The sequence below is a fragment of the Streptomyces flaveus genome (genome assembly GCF_014647675.1).
Lineage (GTDB): Bacteria > Actinomycetota > Actinomycetes > Streptomycetales > Streptomycetaceae > Streptomyces > Streptomyces flaveus.
Map to the genome: position 1 here is coordinate 107,725 of NZ_BMPQ01000018.1, position 18,751 is coordinate 126,475.

An 18,751-nucleotide genomic window follows, 5' to 3' on the forward strand; every position below is an offset into this window, starting at 1 on the left:
GCCGCCGCCTCCGGATCGTCCTCGATCCGGAATCCGGGCCGGGCGGCGGCGCCCCGAAGACCCGAACCAAGCCCGCTACACCACCGCTACTAGGAGCCCCCGTGCAACACCCGACCCTTGCCCTTCCCCGCAGCCTGCGCCGTGTCGGCGCCCTCGGCGGTCTCACGGCAGCCGCGTTCGCGGTCGCCGTCGCCACCGCGGGACCGGCCGCCGCCCATGCGGACGTCGAGGCCGAGGGCGCCCGGGCCCTCGACCAGAACGTCGCGCTGACCTTCTCCGCGGAGTCGGAGTCCGCCTCGGCCGGCATCAGCAAGCTGGAGGTGATCCTGCCCAAGGGCATCGCGCCCGGCGACATCACCTACAAGGAAGGCCCGGACGGCTGGAAACTCACCCCCACCGACCGGGGTTACACCGTCTCCGGGCCGAAGCTCGCCGTTGGGGAGGACGCCGAACACGTCGTCACCGTACGACAGTTGCCCGACGCCAAATCCCTGGCCTTCAAGACGGTACAGAGCTACAGCGACGGCAAGGTGGACCGCTGGATCGAACTGGACGAGGAGGAAACCTCAGACGGCCACGGTCACGGCCACCCCGCCCCCCGCCTGGACCTGAAGCCGGCCGCCCCCGGCGCCAAGCCTGTGGCCCCGACCCCCACGGAGGAGCCCACGCTGTCCGCCCCGCCGTCCGACACGGCAGCGGGCGAACCGAAGACGGGCGCGTCGACACCGGCGGCGGAGCCCGCGGCGAACGACGCGGAGGGCGACGACGGCATGCCCATCGGCGTACCGATCGGCATCGCCGCGTCCGTCCTCGTACTCGGCGGCGGGGCGTGGTGGCTCCGCAGCCGCCGCAGCGGATCCGCCTGAGGCCGAAGGCCTCAAGGGCCGACGGAGTCGACCCGGCCGTGACGCGGCCAGGCCCGGCATACCCACGTGGGTATGCCGGGCCTTCCTGTTGTGTGCCTGCTGCGCTCCGTCAGGCGGTCGGCGCCCCCGTCAGGACCTCCACCCGCCCCGTGTCCAGCGAGTAGTACGCGCTGACCACGGCCAGGTCCCCCTTCTTCACCAGCGGACCCAGATCCTTGTTGGACCGCAGATCGGCGGAGGTCTGCTTGACGTGCACACGGGTCATGGCGTCGACCGGGTCTGCGTGCTTCTCCTTGGCGATCACCTCGTACGCCGGGCGCAGGGCCTCTGCGATCGACTGCAGGTTGCCGGGCAGCGGCTTGCCGTCCTTCAGCGCCTTGTGCGCCGCCTTGACCGCGCCGCAGCGCTGGTGCCCGAGCACGACGATCAGCGGGGTGCCCGAGGTCATGGGCCCGTACTCGACGGAACCGGTGACCACGTCGCCGACCACCTGACCGCCGGTACGCATCACGAACAGATCCCCGAGCCCGGTGTCGAACAGCAGCTCCGGCGGCACCCTTGAGTCGATGCAGGAGAGGATCACACCGAACGGATCCTGCTCCTCGGCGACGAACTCACGCCGCCGGGGATCCCGGTCGGGGTGCTGAAGCTTCCCGTCGACCCAGCGCTCGTTGCCCTCCATCAGCCTCGCGAACGCCGTCCACGGCGAGTCCGGCCGCTCGCCCGCGGCCGGTGGCGACGTGGAGGGAGTCTTCTTCACTGCCCCCGCGGGCGATGCGGAGTCCGTCGCCGCCCCGCCGTCCGTCTTCGACGAACAGCCGGTGAGGAAGGCCGCGGTGGCCGCCGCCAGCCCTCCGGTGAGAATGGCCCTGCGCTGTGGCCGCACAGCATTACCCATGTGTTTTCCCTTCCAGTGTGGTGCGGGTACGCCACTCTGGCGGGCCGTCGATTAGCGTCCGTACAGCTCTGGTACAGGGCGGAAGAAGCGCTCACCCAACTCACCCGGCGTCACATCAGGTAACGCCGGGTAACCCAGTCCGGGCAGGGCCGAGCCAGGACGACAATCCTCACTCGTACGGGCGGCGCGACTCAGAAGGCTCAGAAGGCTCAGAAGGGTCGGAAGACCCAGCCTCAGATCAGCAGGTCGTCCACACGTGCCTCGCCCTCGCGGTACCTGCGCGCGATCTCCGCGCTGCAGTCGTCGGCCGTCCGCTGCAACTGCCGACGCCGACGCGAGACCTGCTGCTCGTACCGCAGGAGCCGCCCCATCGCGGTGTTCAGCTCCAGATCCGTACGAGCCTCGAGGTCGGACAGCTCCACCTCCGCGAGCATGTCCGCGGCCTGCCGCCGGAACTCCTCGCTGTGCGGGGTGCCGAGCGTGACATGCCGGGCCGACGAGCGCTGCCGTGCGGGCGCGTCCGTCAGGATCTCCGACAGCCGCTGCACGACGGACGAGATCGACGAGCCGGACGAGCCGAAGGAGCCGGAAGATGCCTCCTCGGCGACCGGTGCAGTCGCGGACGAGCGGGCGGGATCGGCCCGTCGTCCGAGTTCCGCACGCAGGATGTCGATCCGTCCCTGGACGAGTCGCCGTACATAGCTGAGGTCCGCCTCGTCCCGCTGGGCGCCGCGCCGCATCATCCGCAGCTCGGGCAGCCGCAGCCCGGACAGATCGCGCTCGACCGGCGGGCTGTCCGTCCGCTGCACGGGCGGACGCACCCCCACCGGAGGTGCCGTGATCGGATGGCCCGTAGCCGAATTCCCTGCTCCCCCAACTCCCACGATGCCCCCCGCGACCGCAGGTGGCGACTGCCCCATACCCGATGTGTTCATGCTGCTCATATGCCTCAACCGTCCCCTCGACCGGCGTGTGGATGCATCGTGCCACCCCTGTTGGCTGCTATGAGCCGGAGTGCACCCGATACGCCCCAGATGGAGGCTTAAGGAGTGATAAGAAGACCCTCTACAGAGGTCAACCGGCGCACGGCATGATGGTCCGTATGCGTGCAGTGGTACAGAGAGTTGACGGTGCGAGTGTGGTCGTCGACGGCGAGACGGTCGGTGAGATCGACGGCGAGGGGCTGTGCGTCCTGGTGGGCGTCACCCACGAGGACACCAAGGAGAAGGCGGCCCAACTGGCCCGCAAACTCTGGTCGATCCGGATGCTGGACGACGAGAAGTCGTGCAGCGACATCGACGCGCCGCTGCTCGTCATCAGCCAGTTCACGCTCTACGGCGACGCCCGCAAGGGCCGCCGCCCCACCTGGAACGCCGCCGCCCCCGGCGACGTCGCCGAACCCCTCGTGGACGAGGTCGTCGCCCAACTCCGTTCCCTGGGCGCGACGGTGGCGACGGGCCGCTTCGGCGCCAAGATGCGCGTATCCCTGACGAACGACGGCCCGTTCACGGTCCTGCTCGAGATGTAGCCGCCGCGATGCAGCCCCCGCGCCCCCGCGACAGACCGCGCCCTACACCTCGACCACGGCCTCCTGCGAGGCAGCCGTCGCGTCGGCCATGAGAGGTGCGTCGAGGGGCACGTTCCGCTTCACCAGTGCCAGGGCGATCGGGCCGAGCTCGTGATGCCGTACGGCCGTCGTGATGAACCCGATCTTGCGCCCGTCCGGGCCCTCCGCCGCGAGCCGGAGCTCGGCACCGTGCGGCGGCAGGTGCACCTCGCTGCCGTCCAGGTGCAGGAAGACCAGCCGCCGCGGCGGCTTGCCCAGGTTCTGGACGCGGGCGACGGTCTCCTGGCCCCGGTAGCAGCCCTTCTGCAGATGCACCGCCGTGCCGATCCAGCCCAGCTCGTGCGGAATGGTCCGGTGGTCGGTCTCGAAGCCGAGCCGCGGCCGATGGTTCTCGACGCGCAGGGCCTCGTACGCCAGGATCCCGGCGACCGGCCCGCTCCTGGCCGCGTACGACTCCAGGTCGCCGCGCGGCAGGAACAGATCACGCCCGTACGACATCTCGCGTACGACAACGCCCTCGGGCACCTCGGCGATGGAACCGGCCGGCAGATGCACGACCGCGAACTCGCTTGTCCGGTCCGCGACTTCGACCCGGTAGAAGAACTTCATCGACTCCAGGTACGCGATCAGCGCCTCCTGCGTATCCGGCTCCACGTGGGCCCAGGTGGTCGTCCCGTCGTCGACGAGGTACAGCGCGTGCTCGATATGGCCGTGCGCGGAGAGGACCAGCGCCTCGGTGGCGTGGCCGGGCGGGAGGTCGGAGACGTGCTGGGTGAGCAGGAGGTGCAGCCAGCTGAGCCGGTCCTCGCCGGAGACGGCGACGACGCCGCGGTGCGAGAGGTCGACGAAACCCGTGCCGTCGGCGAGGGCACGCTGTTCGCGGAACAGGTCGCCGTAGTGCGCGGCGACGCCTTCGTCCACACCCTCGGCGGGCACGGCACCGGGCAGGGACAACAGAGGGCTCTTCATGGGCATACACCCTACGACCGAGTAGTTGCGCCTTTTATTTCCTGCTCGCGCTCTTGCCCGCGCAGTCCTTGCACCGGCCGAAGATCGCGAAGTGCTTCATATCGGTGTCGAACCCGAAGCTCTCCCGCAGCTTCGCCGTGAAATCGGCGGCGACCGACACATCCGCCTCGATCACGTTCCGGCAGTCCCGGCACACCAGGTGGAGATGGTGATGACGGTCCGCGAGATGGTACGTGGGCGCGCCATGCCCGAGGTGGGCGTGCGAGACCAGCCCGAGCTCCTCCAGGAGCTCCAGCGTCCGGTACACGGTGGAGATGTTGACCCCCGACGCCGTCTTCCTCACTTCCACGAGGATGTCGTCGGGCGTCGCATGCTCAAGCGTGTCCACAGCCTCGAGCACAAGCTGCCGCTGCGGCGTCAGCCGATACCCGCGCTGCCGCAGATCACTCTTCCAGTCAGTGCCTTCGGCACTGCTTCCGGTGCTGCTTCGAGTGCTCACCACACCTGAAAGTCTAGAGCTACTTGAAGAAGGCGATCCCGTCGTCCGGCATGTCGTCCGGGAGCACCTTGGCCCAGCGTTCGACGTCCTCGGGGGTGACGACCTTCTTGAGCTGGGCGGACATGTAGGGGCGGAGCGGCACCTCGGGGGTCTGCTTCTCGCCGACCCACATGAGGTCGCTCTTGACGTAGCCGTAAAGGCGCTTGCCGCCGCTGTACGGGCCAGAGGCCGCCGTACGCGCGACCGCGTCCGTCGCCAGGTCGATCTGGGGCTTCTTGTCGGCCAGCTCGCCGTACCAGACCTCGACGACGCCGTCGTCGCGGACCATCACGACCTCGACCTTGCGGTCGGAGTCGATACGCCAGTAGCCGGTCTCGGTCTCCAGCGGCTTCACCTTGTTGCCCTCGGAGTCCAGGACCCAGGTGCGCGAGTGGTACTCGAGGAAGTCCCGCCCGTCGTGGCTGAAGCTGACTTCCTGGCCGAAGTTGCACTTCTCGGCACCGGGGAAGTCATGGACACCCGCGCCGGTCCAGCTGCCGAGCAGGAAGGCCAGGGGGACCAGGTCCTTGTGGAGGTCGGACGGGATCTCGATCATGATCAGCTCAGAAGTCTCGTACGTGGGTGATGGGGGGCGTCCGTGACAGCGCTCAGCGCTGGCCCTGGTACAGCTTCTTCACGGTCAGCCCGGCGAAGGCGAGAACGCCGACGCAGACCAGCACGAGCAGAGCTTCGAAGAAGATCGTAAGCACGGGGTGCTCCTTGGATGAGCGAGGTTGGGCGGTGGGGCCGTACACAGAGCCGGGCTCCAGCTTACGCGGCCACGGTCCGGGGCTCGGTGGGAGGTGGCGCGACTAGGCTTCCTCCCATGGCGAAGAAGCTCGTGATCAAGGTGACGGCCGGGGCCGATGCTCCCGAGCGCTGCTCGCAGGCGTTCACGGTGGCGGCGGTCGCCGTGGCCAGCGGGGTGGAGGTCTCGCTCTGGCTGACCGGTGAGTCGGCGTGGTTCGCGCTGCCGGGCAGGGCCGCCGAGTTCGAGCTGCCGCACGCGGCTCCGCTCCCCGATCTGCTCGAGTCGGTGCTGGCCGGCGGCCGTCTCACGCTGTGCACCCAGTGCGCGGCCCGGCGCGACATCACGGAGAAGGACGTGATCGAGGGCGTACGGATCGCGGGGGCGCAGGTCTTCGTACAGGAGGCGCTGGCGGACGATACCCAGGCGCTCGTCTACTGAGGCGCCCTACTCCGGCGTCTCCACCCAGAGGCAGAAGGGGTGCCCCGACGGGTCCAGCAGCACCCGTACGTCGTCCTGCGGCTGGTAGCCCGCGAGCGTGGCGCCCTCGGCGACGGCCCGCGCGGTCTCGCCCTCCAGGTCGTCGACCTCGATGTCGAGGTGCAGCATCATCTGCTGGTCACCGGGTTTGCGCGAGGGCCACACGGGCCGGACGTACTCCCTCTCGGTCTCGAAGGCGAGCGAGACTCCGTCCCCATCCGGGGGCCGGATGAGTACCCAGTCAGGCTCCTCAGCGCGCACCTCGTACCCGAGCAACCGCACGTAAAAATCGGCCAGTTGATGCGCATCGAGCACCACGGTGGACACCTTCGTACGCGTCATGAACCCGTTCTAACGGCGCCGCTTCTTGCCGTCCAGCTCGTCCCACCACTCGTCGGACTTGGGGTCTCCGGAGGGGTCGTCCCACCAGCGGTCGTCCGGGCCGCGTCGGTTGGCCACCATGGCCGCGAGGGGCGGAATCACCATCGCCACGACGCACATTCCGATGGCCACGGGCATTGACCAGAGCCGCACGACTCCCCAGGCCAGGACGAAGAGGCCGATGCACGTGCCCATCATGGCGAAGTAGGCGTGACGCCGTCGTGCGTACATATGTCCAGCGTAGGCCCGGAGATCCGGGCAAGCCGAAGGGCCGCACCCCGATCAAAAGTGGTGGCGTCCAACCCCCTGGGGTGCGGCCCTTCAGCCGTTCATACGGTGTGTGCCGTCAGACCGTTCAAACGGCGATCAGACGGCGATCGCGACCTCGGCGAGGCCGCCCGTCTGGGCCACGACCGTGCGGTCCGCGGTGCCGCCCGGGACGAGGGCGCGTACGGTCCACGTGCCCTCGGCCGCGTAGAAGCGGAACTGTCCGGTCGCCGAGGTCGGGACCTCGGCGGTGAACTCGCCGGTCGAGTCCAGCAGGCGGACGTAGCCGACCACGGGCTCGCCGTCCTTGGTCACCTGGCCCTGGATGGTGGTCTCACCGGGCTTGATCGTCGAGGCGTCGGGGCCGCCGGCCTTCGCTCCACACATGTGCTGCTCCTGAAGAGGTAGTTGAAAGGTCGGGGGCTTACTTGTTGGCGCCGAGCTCGATCGGCACGCCGACGAGGGAGCCGTACTCGGTCCAGGAACCGTCGTAGTTCTTGACGTTCTCGACGCCGAGCAGCTCGTGCAGGACGAACCAGGTCAGGGCCGAGCGCTCACCGATGCGGCAGTACGCGATGGTGTCCTTGGCGAGGTCGACCTGCTCCTCGGCGTAGAGCTCCTTGAGCTCGTCGTCCGACTTGAAGGTGCCGTCGTCGTTGGCGTTCTTGGACCACGGGATGTTGCGGGCGCTCGGCACGTGGCCGGGGCGCTGCGACTGCTCCTGCGGCAGATGGGCCGGGGCGAGCAGCTTGCCGCTGAACTCGTCGGGTGAGCGGACGTCGACCAGGTTCTGGGCGCCGATCGCGGCGACGACGTCGTCGCGGAAGGCGCGGATCGAGGTGTCCTGCGGCTTGGCCTTGTACTCGGTCGTGGCGCGCTCGGGCACTTCCTCGACGAGCTCGCGGGCGTCCAGCTCCCACTTCTTGCGGCCGCCGTCGAGGAGCTTGACGTTCTCGTGGCCGTACAGCTTGAAGTACCAGTAGGCGTACGAGGCGAACCAGTTGTTGTTGCCGCCGTAGAGGACGACCAGCGTGTCGTTGGCGATGCCCTTCTCCGACAGGAGCTTCTCGAAGCCCTCCTGGTCGACGAAGTCACGGCGCACCGGGTCCTGGAGGTCCTTGGTCCAGTCGATCCGGATCGCGTTCTTGATGTGGTTCTTCTCGTACGCGGAGGTGTCCTCGTCGACCTCGACGATGGCGACCTTCGGGTCGTCCAGGTGGTCCTGGACCCAGTCTGCGTCTACCAGGACGTCGCTGCGGCTCATGCTCTTTCTCCTCCGGGGCAGTTGCGGCGGGGCGGTGCGTCGATGAGGGGGTGCGGTACGCGCATGACAGCAGAGGCGTACGTGGCGCACGGGGGTGGCCCTGACGTGGTGAGAGCGTCAAAGAGGCCGGGGATCGCGGAAGTCGGCGCTTCCGCTCAGAAGGTGCGACAGAGCATGGCGGCGACACGGCACAGGTCTACTGCCCGCCGCTTCGTCAGATCCGCCTGCTGTCGCTTCATGGGGTCGATCGTAGGGATGGTGGGGGTGGCATGTCACCGGCGTGTCGGATGGTGAGACGCGATTGTCCGCGATACGGGATGACGGGGCGGCAGGAGTCGCGTTCGTACGGCCGTTGCGGGCTCGTCACCTTCAGCACATCTGCTTCGCGGACGGAGGCGTCTCGCCTTTCGGACAGCAGGTCCATTCGTACGAGTTGCCCTCGTACGGCCCGTCGTACTCCCCTGCCGTACTACCCGACGAGCGAGACGTCCGAACCCCGCACCGTGATGTCGACGCCGTTCGGGGCCGCCTCGACCTTGTCGAGCTTGATGCCGCCGGGGAGGCCGTCGATGCGCTGCTGGAAGTCGGTGACCGTGCGGGCCTTGTCCTCGGCGAGCTGGACGCCGAGGTTGGGGAGCGCGTCGGCGCGTGCCGTGACGGTGTCGCCCTTGACGCCGATCGTGCTCAGTACGGAGACCGGCTGGGGGAGCTTGGCGCCGAGCACAGTGGCCTCGACCTCGACCTTGATCTTGCCGTTGCCGCCGTCGGAGAGGCCGACGACCTCGGCGGTGACTCCGTTCGTGAGCTGTACGGGTTCGGACTTGGCGGCCTTGAGGAGTTCGTCGTACGAGATCGTGGCCGTGCCGGTGGCCGAGGCGGCGGTGGCGGAGCTGTAGTTGCCGGAGAAGGCGACGCCGCGCATCTGGGCGGTGAGGTCGTCGATACGGATCTTGTCGGGGCCGGTGTTCTGCGCGGTGCCGCCGGTGTCCGCCTCGAGGTTCTGGATGCCGACCTCGACCTCGTCGAGTTCGCCGCCGACGACCTGGGTGAGGAAGGGGAAGCCCTTGATCGACACGCTGGGTGTGCTGGCCAGGCCCTCGCTGGTCCGCAGCTTGTCCGCCGCCTCGTCCTCGGCGAAGCCGACGGCCACGCGGTCGGCGATGACGAAGAGCCCGCCCAGGATGACGGTGACGATCAGAAGTATTCGCAGTGCGCGCATGTCTTGGTGTTCCCCCACCTCGGCATCGACGGCCTCCGGTGGCCGTCGAGCGAGGGTAACTCGGGTGGGGGTCCGGTCGTCGCGGACAAGGTGAGTTGTCGATCACCTGTGACAGGTGGGGAGTTGGGGGCCTGGGGGGTTTTCGCCCCGCCTCGGCCCGGCGCCCGCCTCAGCCCAGCGCCCTGCCCAGCAGATAGACCGCCGGAGCCGCTGCCGCGAGCGGAAGGGCAACTCCCGCCGTGAAGTGGACGAAGCGGGACGGGTAGTCGTAGCTGGCGACTCTGTGGCCGATCAGGGCCGAGGCGCCGGCCGCTGCGCCGAGGAGGGCGCCGCCCGTGCCCAGGTCCGTCAGGGCGCCCAGTCCCAGGCCCATGCCCGCCGCCGCCAGCAGGGCGACCAGCAGTGACGCCGGTGTCGGGAGGGGGAGCGCGCGGGCCAGGATCGCCGCCGCCACCGCCACCGCGCCCACGGTCACCGCGTCCGCAGCCGCCGCGAGATGCCCCGTCGCGACGATGGCCAGCGCCGCGGAGGCGACCGTGGCCATCAGGCCGTACATGCGCTCGTCGGGTTCGGCGTGGCTGCGGAGTTGGAGGACCAGGGCGAGCAGGACCCAGATGCCGAGGGTGCCGAGGATGGCGGCGGGGGCGTTCTCGCGGCCGGCCGTGAGCAGTACGGCGTCCGCCGTGAGCGCGCCCGCGAAGGCCACCGCGATGCCCTGCCGGGCGGGCCACATACCGTTCAGCCGGAACCAGCCCGCCGCGGTCACCGCCTGCAGGATCACGAGCGGGACGAGGAGTGCGTACTCGCCGATCGCCGCCGTTCCCGCGAGCAGCGCCCCGAGCACCGCCGTCAGTACGGCCGGCTGCCCGCCCGGTTCGATGATCGGCGAACGCCCCTCGGCGCGGGCACGCTGGGCGTCGGTGACCCGGGGGTTGCCGGTGACGGTGGGCGGCCCGTACGCGGGGGCGGGGTCGGAGGCCGGGACGGCGGCAGCCTGATCGCCAACTGCCGCCGACGGGGGCGCAGTTGGGGGCATGGGGGCAGGCATGGGTGCAGGTGCGGACGCGGGCGCGAAGTCCCCGTACGCAGGCCCCTGCACAGGCCCATGCCCGTGTCCCTGGCCGTGGCCCTGGTTCGCGTGGTTCCAAGCCGGAGCCGGAGGCTGGGCTCCGTACCCCTGAGACCGCTGGTCAGGCGTCGGAACCTGAGCCGCATACCCCTGAGCCCCGTACCCCTGGGACGGCTGGTCCGACGCCGGAGCCGGAGCCCCGTACCCGGACGCCGGACCCTGAGCCCCGTACCCCGACGCCTGGACCCCGTACCCATGCCCCGTCCCGTACACCGGCTCTGCCGGAGCCTGACTCGGAGCGGGAGCCGGCGTCGGCGTCGGCGTCGGACCCGCAGCCGGAGTCGGAGCCTGAGCCTGAGCCGGAGGAGCAGCCGCCGCAGGACGCACATGCGTCTGCGTCTCCCAGGTCTGCCCCTCCCACTGCTGGGTCTGGTGCTGCGCGTCCTCGTCTGACTGCTGCTGCCCGGGCCAGCGGGGCTGCTGCTGAGGGGAGCCGTGCCCTTCGTGCGGCCCTCCCGCACTCTCGGCCTCTCCCCCACTCTCGGCTTCGCTCGAGCGGGGGGACCCCCACTGCTGGTTGCTCATGATGCCCGTCACCCTCCTGCGAACGGCGGGAGCACCTCGACCGTGCCGCCCTCGGCCAGCCGTACCGTCTCATGTCCGCGGGTGCCCACGGGGTCACCGTCGATGAGGAACGAGCATCGCCGCAGGACGCGGACGAGTTCGCCGGGGTGTCGTTCGCGTGCCGCGTCGAGCGCCTCGGCGAGGGTCTCCGCCTCGTACGGCTCCTCGGCGACGCCGGCGGCGGCCTTGGCGGCGGCCCAGTAACGCACCGTGCCCTGTGCCATCACGTTCCTCGATCGGTGAGTCAGCGGGTGTCGGTCCATGGTGACGGTCGACACGGACAGGCTAGTCCGACGCGGAAGCCGCCCACGCACCGATCCGCCCCAGCAGCGCATCGTCGGCCGCGTGCTCCGCGTGCCCCATGTCCGCCTCCAGCCACAGCTCGGCGTGGCCCTCGCCCGCGGCGGCCAGCATCCGGGGGTGGTCCAGTGGGAAGTAGCCGTCCAGTTCGCCGTGGACGATCAGCAGGGGTGTGGGGGCGATCAGCGGGACCGACTCGACCGGGGAGAGCGGGACCGGGTCCCAGTCGCGGTGGTGGATCCGGGTGCGCAGGCCGTAGCGGCTGATCGTGCGGCCCAGTGGGCGGGTCACCACCCAGTGCAGTCGCCGCATGGGTGCCGTACCCCGGTAGTACCAGCGCGCCGGGGCGCTCACCGACACCACCGCGTCCGTATACGCTCCCGTGCGCCCCACCTGCCCCTGCTGCTCCTGACCGGGCCCCCGGCGGTGCATCGCCGCGTGCCGCAGCACCACGGATCCGCCCATCGAGAAGCCGACCGTGACGACGCGTGTGTGGCCCAGCTCTCGTGCCCAGGCGACCGCCGCCGCCAGGTCGAGCACCTCGCGGTCGCCCACCGTGGAGCGCCCGCCGGAGGCTCCGTGCCCCCGGAAGGAGAATGTGACGACGGCCGCGTGCTGCGCGAGGACGCCTGCCACCCGGCGTACGTGCGGCCGGTCGAGATCCCCGGTGAAACCGTGCGCGACGACGATCGCGAGCTCGTCGGAAAAAGACGCCGACGTGCGCTTTCCGGGCTCGTAAGAGGCATCGATCGTGACCCCGTCGACCGTGCGCAGAAACCTCCGCCGCTCGGCTCGCCGGGCTGTCTCAAGTAGTGGACGATTAAAAGATCGCGTCACATGACCTGCCGGACCTTGGTTCATGTGGGCTATTCTGCTGGGTATGAGGACTCGGGCAGCGTAGCCCCCGAGTCCTTTTGCGCTTTCTGGAGCGCTGTATACGAACGCTGTATACGGCGGGAAAGCGCAGCCGCGGCGCCCGGGGACGCGGGAGCCGCAACAGTACGGAAGCAGTGCCGCAAACGTCCTCGCAGGGACCGAGGAGGAACCAGACGTATGGGCGAGCGAATCAAGCACGGCCACAAGACGAACCGGGTAGGTGGGACACGATGAGCTCTCTGCTGCTCCTGACCAATGCCCTTCAGCCGTCGACGGAGGTGCTTCCCGCTCTCGGCCTGCTTCTGCACAACGTGCGAGTGGCTCCGGCGGAAGGCCCCGCTCTCGTCGACACCCCTGGTGCCGACATCATCCTGATCGACGGCCGCCGTGATCTGCCGCAGGTGCGCAGCCTGTGCCAGTTGCTGCGGTCGACCGGTCCCGGCTGTCCGCTGATCCTCGTCGTGACGGAGGGCGGCCTCGCGGCCGTCACCGCGGACTGGGGCATCGACGACGTGCTGCTCGACACCGCCGGTCCGGCGGAGGTCGAGGCGCGGCTGCGGCTGGCCATGGGGCGCCAGCAGATCGTCAACGACGACTCCCCGATGGAGATCCGCAACGGCGATCTGTCGGTGGACGAGGCGACGTACAGCGCCAAGCTCAAGGGCCGGGTCCTGGACCTGACCTTCAAGGAGTTCGAGCTGCTGAAGTATCTGGCCCAGCACCCTGGTCGCGTTTTCACCCGCGCCCAGCTCCTCCAGGAGGTCTGGGGCTACGACTACTTCGGCGGTACGCGCACGGTCGACGTCCACGTACGGCGGCTGCGCGCGAAGCTCGGTCCGGAGCACGAGTCGCTGATCGGGACCGTCCGGAACGTCGGTTATCGATTCGTTACGCCGGAGAAGCTGGACCGCACCGCGACCGAGCCGAAGGCCCCGGCAACCCAGCCAAAGCCGGAGGATGCGGACGAGACGGCGCATCTGGACGCCACCTCGGACGCCGAGCTCACGACGGAGGACGAGGAAGCCGCCGTACGCCCTGCCCAGAGGTAGGTCCATCCGCGTAGACTCCGCGCGTGGCAAAGGTGACTCGGGATGATGTGGCGCGACTGGCGGGTACTTCCACCGCCGTCGTCAGCTACGTCATCAACAACGGACCCCGGCCGGTCGCCCCGGCCACGCGCGAGCGTGTACTCGCCGCGATCAAGGAGCTGGGGTACCGGCCCGACCGGGTCGCCCAGGCCATGGCCTCGCGGCGGACGGACCTCATAGGCCTGATCGTGCCGGACGCGCGCCAGCCGTTCTTCGGCGAGATGGCGCACGCGGTCGAGCAGGCCGCTTCCGAGCGCGGAAAGATGGTGCTCGTCGGCAATTCGGACTATGTCGGCGAGCGCGAGGTCCACTATCTGCGGGCCTTCCTCGGGATGCGGGTCTCCGGGCTGATCCTCGTCAGCCACGCCCTGAACGATCTGGCCGCCGCCGAGATCGAGGCCTGGGACGCCCGGGTGGTGCTGCTGCACGAGCGTCCCGAGGCGATCGACGAGGCCGGGGTCGTGACGGACGACATAGGCGGTGCCCAGCTCGCCACCAGCCATCTCCTGGAGCACGGTTACGAGTACGTGGCCTGTCTGGGCGGCGTCGCGGAGACCCCCACCGTCGGCGACCCGGTCTCCGACCACGTCGAGGGCTGGCGGCGCGCGATGCACGAGGCCGGGAAGTCCACGGAGGGTCGCCTCTTCGAGGCGCTCTACAACCGTTACGACGCGTACCAGGTCGGCCTGAAGCTGCTGGCCGGGCCGAACCGCCCGCCCGCGATCTTCTGCTCCACCGACGACCAGGCGGTCGGCATCATGCGGGCGGCGCGCGAGCTGCGTATCGACGTACCCGGCGATCTGGCCGTCGCCGGCTTCGACGACATCAAGGAAGCCGCGCTCACCGACCCGCCGATGACGACGGTCGCGTCGGACCGCTCGGCGATGGCCCGCGCGGCCGTCGACCTGGTCCTCGATGACGGCCAGCGGATCGGCTCCCGGCGCGAGCGATTGAAGCTGTTTCCGTCGCGGCTGGTGGTGCGGCGGTCCTGCGGTTGTGACTGAGGCCGCCAGGACCGGCGTACGACGTCCGCCAGAACCCCTGTTTCACCGGCCGGGCGGCTTTATATCGGACAAACGCGGTTCTGGCGGACTTCTCAGGTAGCCCTCAGGGACCTCTCATGCTTGCGCGCCAAGCTCTGAGTCATGACCGAGAGCTTCCGCCGCAACGGCGAGTACCCCCAGGGCGAACAGCAGCAGCACCAGTCCGCGTACTCCCAGCAGGAGCACGCCACCTCACAGCAGGAGCCCTCCGCTTTCGCGGGACCCTCCGCGGGCACCCCCGTGAACCCGGAGTGGCCGCCTCCGCCGGCGTACGAGCCTCCGTACGCCTCCGGCCCGACGCACAACCCGGGCCCGGCGCACGACCCGTCGCAGCACGCCGCCGCCCCGACCGCGCTCCTCACCGAGCCGGTCTCCGCCGGCGCCACCCGTCGCAGGCGCGCCCGGGGTCCGCTGGCGCTGCTGGCCGCCGTGGCGATAGCCGCCGCGGCCGTGGGCGGCGGCACCGCGTACGCCTTCCAGGAGCTGACCGGTGGCAACGACGTCGCCGCGACCAGCACCACCACGAACGTCGTGCCCACCGCCCAGAAGGGCACCGTCGCCGGGGTCGCCCAGGCGGTCAGCCCGAGCATCGTCGAGATCAACGCGACCTCGTCGGTGGGCGAGTCCACCGGGTCCGGCGTGATCATCACCAGCGACGGCGAGATCATCACCAACAACCACGTCGTCTCCGGCGCCGACTCGATCAAGGTGAGGACGAGCGACGGCAAGTCGTACTCCGCCGAGGTCGTCGGCACCGACAGCAAGAAGGACCTCGCGCTGATCAAGCTGCAGGACGCCTCCGGGATGAAGACCGCGACGCTCGGCAACTCCGACGGCGTCAAGGTCGGCGACGAGGTCGTGGCGATCGGCTCCCCCGAGGGCCTGACCGGCACGGTGACCAGCGGCATCGTCTCCGCGCTCAACCGTGACGTCACCGTCTCCACGGAAGAGGACCAGGGGCAAGGCCAGGGCCAGGGCGGCGGCAGCGGCCAGTGGCCGTTCGGCTTCGGCGGCCAGGAGTTCAACGGCGACACCGGTTCGTCGACGACGACGTACAAGGCGCTCCAGACGGACGCCTCCCTCAACCCCGGCAACTCCGGCGGCGCGCTGATCGACATGAACGGCAACATCATCGGCATCAACTCCGCGATGTACTCGCCGGCTTCGGCCACCTCGTCGAGCGCGGGCAGCGCCGGCCTCGGCTTCGCCATCCCGATCAACACCGTCAAGTCCGACCTGGCCACGCTGCGGGCCGGCGGCTCCGACAGCTGAACCCCCTCCGACCGGTAGGAGTACGTCATGATCAAGCAGGTTTCGCACACGGCGGCCGGCACCGACCCGGCCGGGTTCGCCCTGGCCCTTGAGGTGGCGTACGCACTGCACGCGCCGCAGACGCGGGCGCCGGAGGTGTCCGCGGTGTCTGCGGCCCCCCAGATGATGGGCCTGCGCGTCACTGCCGCCCGCCCGCACCGCCGCAAGGTGCCGCTGAACCGGCTCACGACGCTGCGCGGCTGATCCCGCCCGGCTCCTCCCACCCTTTACGCGCCCACCGGGAACCATGCGAGGCTGACAGCGTTCAACACCTTCAGTCATCCCATGTCATCCCATGTCGTCCCACCGCATCCGAGGAACCCGAAGCCCATGAGCCCCGCCGAAGGCGACCGTGACACCCAGCGCATCCTGATCGTCGACGACGAGCCCGCCGTGCGTGAAGCACTCCAGCGCAGCCTCGCCTTCGAGGGATACGACACCGAGGTCGCCGTCGACGGTGCGGACGCCCTGGAGAAGGCGACCGCGTACCAGCCCGACCTGGTCGTCCTCGACATCCAGATGCCCCGCATGGACGGACTGACGGCCGCGCGACGCATCCGCGGGGCCGGCGACATGACGCCGATCCTGATGCTGACGGCCCGCGACACGGTCGGCGACCGCGTGACCGGGCTCGACGCCGGCGCCGACGACTACCTGGTCAAGCCCTTCGAACTCGACGAGCTCTTCGCCCGTATCCGCGCCCTGCTGCGCCGCAGCTCGTACGCGGCGTCCATCGCGGGCGCCACCCAGGACGACGAGGCCATGACCTTCGCCGACCTCCGCATGGACCTCGCCACGCGCGAGGTCACGCGGGGCGGGCGGCAGGTGGAGCTGACCCGCACGGAGTTCACGCTCCTTGAGATGTTCATGGCGCACCCGCGCCAGGTCCTCACCCGCGAGCAGATCCTCAAGGCGGTCTGGGGCTTCGACTTCGAGCCCTCCTCCAACTCCCTTGACGTGTACGTCATGTACCTGCGCCGCAAGACCGAGGCGGGCGGGGAACCGCGCCTCGTGCACACGGTGCGGGGTGTCGGGTATGTGCTGCGATCGGGTGGCGCGGAATGAAGGGAGCCCCGAAGGTCGTACGGCGCCTGCGGTCGCTGCCGATTCGCTCGCGCTTGGCGTTGCTGGTGGCGGCGGCGGTGGCGTTCGCGGTGGCGGCGGTTTCGGTGGCTTGTTGGTTCATTGTGCAGAAGAAGCTGTACGACGAGTTGGACGACGATCTGCAGGCGAAGGCAGGCAGATCGCAGGAGATCACCGACGTACAGACGCTCCTCAACACATGCCCCGAGGCGCCGACGGGTCCGGCCGGTTGGCAGCGGCCCGACTACTACCTGCAGCTGGTCAAGGCGGACGGCACAGCCTGCGTCGCCTCGAACTCCGCGGGAACGGTGAATGTCGTCAGCAGCGACATCAAGGTGATGGAGAACGCCAAACCCGGCCAGGGGATGTACCGCGACGGCCACGACAGCGAAGGTCGACCCGTGAGGGTGCTGACCATACCGCTGGTCGTCAGTGTGGGCCCCGGCGCTCGGGCCGTGTCCGATGACGCCGCTTTCCTTATCGCCTACCCCCTCAAGAGCACCCAGTCCACCCTCAACGAACTGGCCCTTCTCCTCCTCGCCGTCTCCGGCATAGGAGTGGTGGGCGCCGGAGTAACCGGCCTGTGGGTAGCCCGCGCCGGTCTCCGCCCCGTGGACCAACTCACCGACGCGGTCGAGCACGTGGCCCGAACCGAAGACCTCACCATCCGCATCCCGGTGGAGGACGACAGCGAGGACGAGGTCGCCCGCCTCTCCCGCTCCTTCAACTCGATGACCGCGTCCCTGGCTTCCTCCCGCGACCTGCAACAGCAACTGATCGCGGACGCCGGCCACGAACTCCGTACGCCCCTCACCTCACTCCGTACGAACATCGAACTCCTCACCCGCAGCGAGGAGACGGGCCGCGCGATCCCGCCCGCGGACCGCAAGGCGCTGCTCGCATCCGTGACGGCCCAGATGAGCGAACTGGCCTCCCTGATCGGCGACTTGCAGGAACTGTCCCGCTCGGACTCGGGCCAGCAGGGCGACCGCGTCCAGGTACTGGACCTCCAGGAAACGGTGGAGTCGGCGCTGCGCCGCGCCCGCCTGCGCGGCCCGGAACTGACGATCACGGCGGACCTCCAGCCCTGGTACGTACGCGCCGAACCGACAGCGCTGGAACGGGCGATCGTGAACGTCCTCGACAACGCGGTGAAGTTCAGCCCCGACGGCGCCACGATCGACGTAAACCTCAAAGCGGGCGAACTGACGGTCCGAGACCACGGCCCCGGCATCCCAACGGAGGACCTCCCCCACGTCTTCGACCGCTTCTGGCGCTCCCCGTCCGCCCGCGCCCTCCCCGGCTCGGGTCTGGGCCTGTCGATCGTGGCGCGTACGGTCCAACAGGCGGGCGGCGAGGTGACATTGACGTCGGCGGAGGGCGGCGGCACGGTGGCTACGATCCGGCTGCCGGGGGCGGCTACTCCTCCGCCGGGGGCAGCGTAAGAGGCTCGGCTTCTTGCCAGAAGACCTCTTCGATCACGATCTGGGGATCTTCGGTTCGGCGGACGAAGCTGTACTTCAGCCAGCCGTTTCCGTTGTCGAACAAGCAGACGTGGCGGCCCTTCGGATCAGTGGACCGGACCGGCACGACCCTCATGCCCTCGGGATGCCCGGCATCAGCATCGATGCCACGGAAATACGGGTCTTTCGCCGTGACCAGTTCGGCACGCGCCGCGAGGACGATCTCACGAACATGCTCGGGCAGCGCCTCGAAGATGGCGAGAGCGTCGATCCGCCAGTCCGCTTGCCAAGGCGGCCCCATGAATCCATCAGTCACTCGCCGGGCTCCAGTTCTCGGACCCGGTGATGAATCTTCGCTGCCTCTTCGAGGAGGGCCTTCGCTTCGGCGATGTCGGTGCACTCGTATGCGGCCCGGTGTTCAAGATCGCGAACGTGCGAGTCCAGCTCGGGGTCGCGGGCGAGGGCGTACTCACCCCACCAGAGGGCCATGAACGCAGGCACCGGACCGATGTCGTAGGCGTCGGCGATCGCCCACTTCCAGTGCGCGTCGAAATCCGGGAGAAGTTCGGGAGTGTGCTCGGCGATGGCCCTGCGCAGCGCCTTCGGGGTCCGCTCGGGCATGGGGGGGACAATCGGATCGGGTCCCGCAGCGTGGGCAGCCATGAGCGATGTCCTCCTTCGACGCGCCGTGTCTACG

The 18,751-nt window shown here is 69.5% G+C and carries 25 protein-coding genes; 9 read left to right on the plus strand and 16 right to left on the minus strand.

All coding sequences use genetic code 11. The annotated features are described in order from the left end of the window. The first annotated feature begins 101 nt into the window (after positions 1 to 101). Entirely contained in the window at positions 102 to 866 is a 765-nt protein-coding gene (locus IEZ21_RS29615) for a DUF1775 domain-containing protein (protein WP_189324918.1), read from the plus strand. A gap of 109 nt (positions 867 to 975) precedes the next feature. Here the strand turns inward: IEZ21_RS29615 and IEZ21_RS29620 are convergent, their stop codons facing one another. Together IEZ21_RS29620 and IEZ21_RS29625 are read right to left on the minus strand one after the other, a co-directional pair. Beyond that, positions 976 to 1,764, minus strand: coding sequence for a carbonic anhydrase (locus IEZ21_RS29620; protein ID WP_189324919.1), 789 nt, complete (start codon positions 1,762 to 1,764; stop codon positions 976 to 978). A 233-nt stretch (positions 1,765 to 1,997) separates the two neighbouring features. After that, a complete protein-coding gene (locus IEZ21_RS29625; protein ID WP_189324998.1) occupies positions 1,998 to 2,699 on the minus strand; it encodes an RsiG family protein in 702 nt (233 codons plus the stop codon). 167 nt (positions 2,700 to 2,866) lie between these two features. Between IEZ21_RS29625 and dtd the strand changes: the two genes are divergently transcribed. Further along, positions 2,867 to 3,292 carry a D-aminoacyl-tRNA deacylase gene (gene dtd / locus IEZ21_RS29630; RefSeq protein WP_033324450.1) on the plus strand — a complete coding sequence of 142 codons (426 nt, stop codon included), beginning with the start codon at positions 2,867 to 2,869 and terminating at the stop codon, positions 3,290 to 3,292. Positions 3,293 to 3,334: 42 nt separating this feature from the next. Here the strand turns inward: dtd and ygfZ are convergent, their stop codons facing one another. The 3 genes from ygfZ to IEZ21_RS29645 are packed head-to-tail and all read right to left on the minus strand — an operon-like array spanning position 3,335 to position 5,394. Further along, positions 3,335 to 4,300: a CAF17-like 4Fe-4S cluster assembly/insertion protein YgfZ gene (gene ygfZ / locus IEZ21_RS29635; RefSeq protein WP_189324920.1), complete on the minus strand. Its 966-nt coding sequence runs from the start codon at positions 4,298 to 4,300 to the stop codon at positions 3,335 to 3,337. 34 nt (positions 4,301 to 4,334) lie between these two features. Continuing rightward, complete coding sequence (locus tag IEZ21_RS29640) at positions 4,335 to 4,799, minus strand: Fur family transcriptional regulator (protein ID WP_051745009.1); 465 nt, start codon at positions 4,797 to 4,799, stop codon at positions 4,335 to 4,337. Between the two features lie 19 nt (positions 4,800 to 4,818). Further along, positions 4,819 to 5,394, minus strand: coding sequence for a heme-binding beta-barrel domain-containing protein (locus IEZ21_RS29645; RefSeq protein ID WP_189324921.1), 576 nt, complete (start codon positions 5,392 to 5,394; stop codon positions 4,819 to 4,821). 270 nt (positions 5,395 to 5,664) lie between these two features. Between IEZ21_RS29645 and IEZ21_RS29650 the strand changes: the two genes are divergently transcribed. Beyond that, positions 5,665 to 6,027 (plus strand): DsrE family protein, encoded by a 363-nt coding sequence (locus tag IEZ21_RS29650; protein ID WP_189324922.1) that lies wholly within the window; start codon positions 5,665 to 5,667, stop codon positions 6,025 to 6,027. A 6-nt stretch (positions 6,028 to 6,033) separates the two neighbouring features. Here the strand turns inward: IEZ21_RS29650 and IEZ21_RS29655 are convergent, their stop codons facing one another. The 9 genes from IEZ21_RS29655 to IEZ21_RS29690 all read right to left on the minus strand — a co-directional run bounded on the left by IEZ21_RS29655 (position 6,034) and on the right by IEZ21_RS29690 (position 12,051). After that, complete coding sequence (locus tag IEZ21_RS29655; RefSeq protein ID WP_189324923.1) at positions 6,034 to 6,408, minus strand: VOC family protein; 375 nt, start codon at positions 6,406 to 6,408, stop codon at positions 6,034 to 6,036. A gap of 9 nt (positions 6,409 to 6,417) precedes the next feature. Then, a complete protein-coding gene (locus IEZ21_RS29660) occupies positions 6,418 to 6,678 on the minus strand; it encodes a DUF3099 domain-containing protein (RefSeq protein ID WP_189324924.1) in 261 nt (86 codons plus the stop codon). 135 nt (positions 6,679 to 6,813) lie between these two features. Next, on the minus strand, positions 6,814 to 7,101 hold the full coding sequence (locus IEZ21_RS29665) for a DUF1416 domain-containing protein (RefSeq protein ID WP_033324392.1): 288 nt from the start codon (positions 7,099 to 7,101) through the stop codon (positions 6,814 to 6,816). Between the two features lie 37 nt (positions 7,102 to 7,138). After that, positions 7,139 to 7,978 (minus strand): sulfurtransferase, encoded by an 840-nt coding sequence (locus tag IEZ21_RS29670; protein WP_189324925.1) that lies wholly within the window; start codon positions 7,976 to 7,978, stop codon positions 7,139 to 7,141. A 155-nt stretch (positions 7,979 to 8,133) separates the two neighbouring features. Continuing rightward, positions 8,134 to 8,217 carry a putative leader peptide gene (locus IEZ21_RS48920; RefSeq protein ID WP_352376456.1) on the minus strand — a complete coding sequence of 28 codons (84 nt, stop codon included), beginning with the start codon at positions 8,215 to 8,217 and terminating at the stop codon, positions 8,134 to 8,136. A 230-nt stretch (positions 8,218 to 8,447) separates the two neighbouring features. Continuing rightward, entirely contained in the window at positions 8,448 to 9,197 is a 750-nt protein-coding gene (locus IEZ21_RS29675; protein ID WP_189324926.1) for an LmeA family phospholipid-binding protein, read from the minus strand. 169 nt (positions 9,198 to 9,366) lie between these two features. Further along, the gene (locus IEZ21_RS47870) at positions 9,367 to 10,851 is read right to left on the minus strand and encodes a hypothetical protein (protein WP_373302328.1); all 1,485 of its coding nucleotides are present in this window, start codon (positions 10,849 to 10,851) and stop codon (positions 9,367 to 9,369) included. An 8-nt stretch (positions 10,852 to 10,859) separates the two neighbouring features. Then, complete coding sequence (locus tag IEZ21_RS29685; RefSeq protein WP_033324387.1) at positions 10,860 to 11,114, minus strand: MoaD/ThiS family protein; 255 nt, start codon at positions 11,112 to 11,114, stop codon at positions 10,860 to 10,862. Positions 11,115 to 11,175: 61 nt separating this feature from the next. After that, positions 11,176 to 12,051 carry an alpha/beta hydrolase gene (locus IEZ21_RS29690; RefSeq protein WP_189324927.1) on the minus strand — a complete coding sequence of 292 codons (876 nt, stop codon included), beginning with the start codon at positions 12,049 to 12,051 and terminating at the stop codon, positions 11,176 to 11,178. Positions 12,052 to 12,296: 245 nt separating this feature from the next. On the opposite strand from IEZ21_RS29690, the gene IEZ21_RS29695 reads away from it, so the two are divergent. The 6 genes from IEZ21_RS29695 (at position 12,297) to IEZ21_RS29720 (ending at position 18,036) form a co-directional block, all read left to right on the plus strand. Next, positions 12,297 to 13,115: a winged helix-turn-helix transcriptional regulator gene (locus IEZ21_RS29695; protein ID WP_189324928.1), complete on the plus strand. Its 819-nt coding sequence runs from the start codon at positions 12,297 to 12,299 to the stop codon at positions 13,113 to 13,115. A gap of 23 nt (positions 13,116 to 13,138) precedes the next feature. After that, positions 13,139 to 14,158 (plus strand): LacI family DNA-binding transcriptional regulator, encoded by a 1,020-nt coding sequence (locus IEZ21_RS29700; protein WP_078492074.1) that lies wholly within the window; start codon positions 13,139 to 13,141, stop codon positions 14,156 to 14,158. A gap of 141 nt (positions 14,159 to 14,299) precedes the next feature. Further along, positions 14,300 to 15,469, plus strand: a complete 1,170-nt coding sequence (locus tag IEZ21_RS29705) for a S1C family serine protease (protein ID WP_189324929.1) — start codon at positions 14,300 to 14,302, stop codon at positions 15,467 to 15,469. 27 nt (positions 15,470 to 15,496) lie between these two features. Further along, complete coding sequence (locus IEZ21_RS29710; protein ID WP_189324930.1) at positions 15,497 to 15,712, plus strand: hypothetical protein; 216 nt, start codon at positions 15,497 to 15,499, stop codon at positions 15,710 to 15,712. Between the two features lie 126 nt (positions 15,713 to 15,838). Further along, on the plus strand, positions 15,839 to 16,573 hold the full coding sequence (locus IEZ21_RS29715; RefSeq protein ID WP_189324931.1) for a response regulator transcription factor: 735 nt from the start codon (positions 15,839 to 15,841) through the stop codon (positions 16,571 to 16,573). Next, positions 16,570 to 18,036 (plus strand): sensor histidine kinase, encoded by a 1,467-nt coding sequence (locus tag IEZ21_RS29720; RefSeq protein ID WP_189324932.1) that lies wholly within the window; start codon positions 16,570 to 16,572, stop codon positions 18,034 to 18,036. The genes IEZ21_RS29715 and IEZ21_RS29720 overlap by 4 nt, the downstream gene beginning before the upstream one ends. Here the strand turns inward: IEZ21_RS29720 and IEZ21_RS29725 are convergent. Beyond that, on the minus strand, positions 18,011 to 18,370 hold the full coding sequence (locus IEZ21_RS29725; RefSeq protein ID WP_189324933.1) for a hypothetical protein: 360 nt from the start codon (positions 18,368 to 18,370) through the stop codon (positions 18,011 to 18,013). The genes IEZ21_RS29720 and IEZ21_RS29725 overlap by 26 nt on opposite strands. Beyond that, positions 18,367 to 18,717 (minus strand): hypothetical protein, encoded by a 351-nt coding sequence (locus tag IEZ21_RS29730; protein ID WP_189324934.1) that lies wholly within the window; start codon positions 18,715 to 18,717, stop codon positions 18,367 to 18,369. Before IEZ21_RS29730 ends, IEZ21_RS29725 begins: the two co-directional genes overlap by 4 nt. Between the last annotated feature and the right edge of the window lie 34 nt (positions 18,718 to 18,751).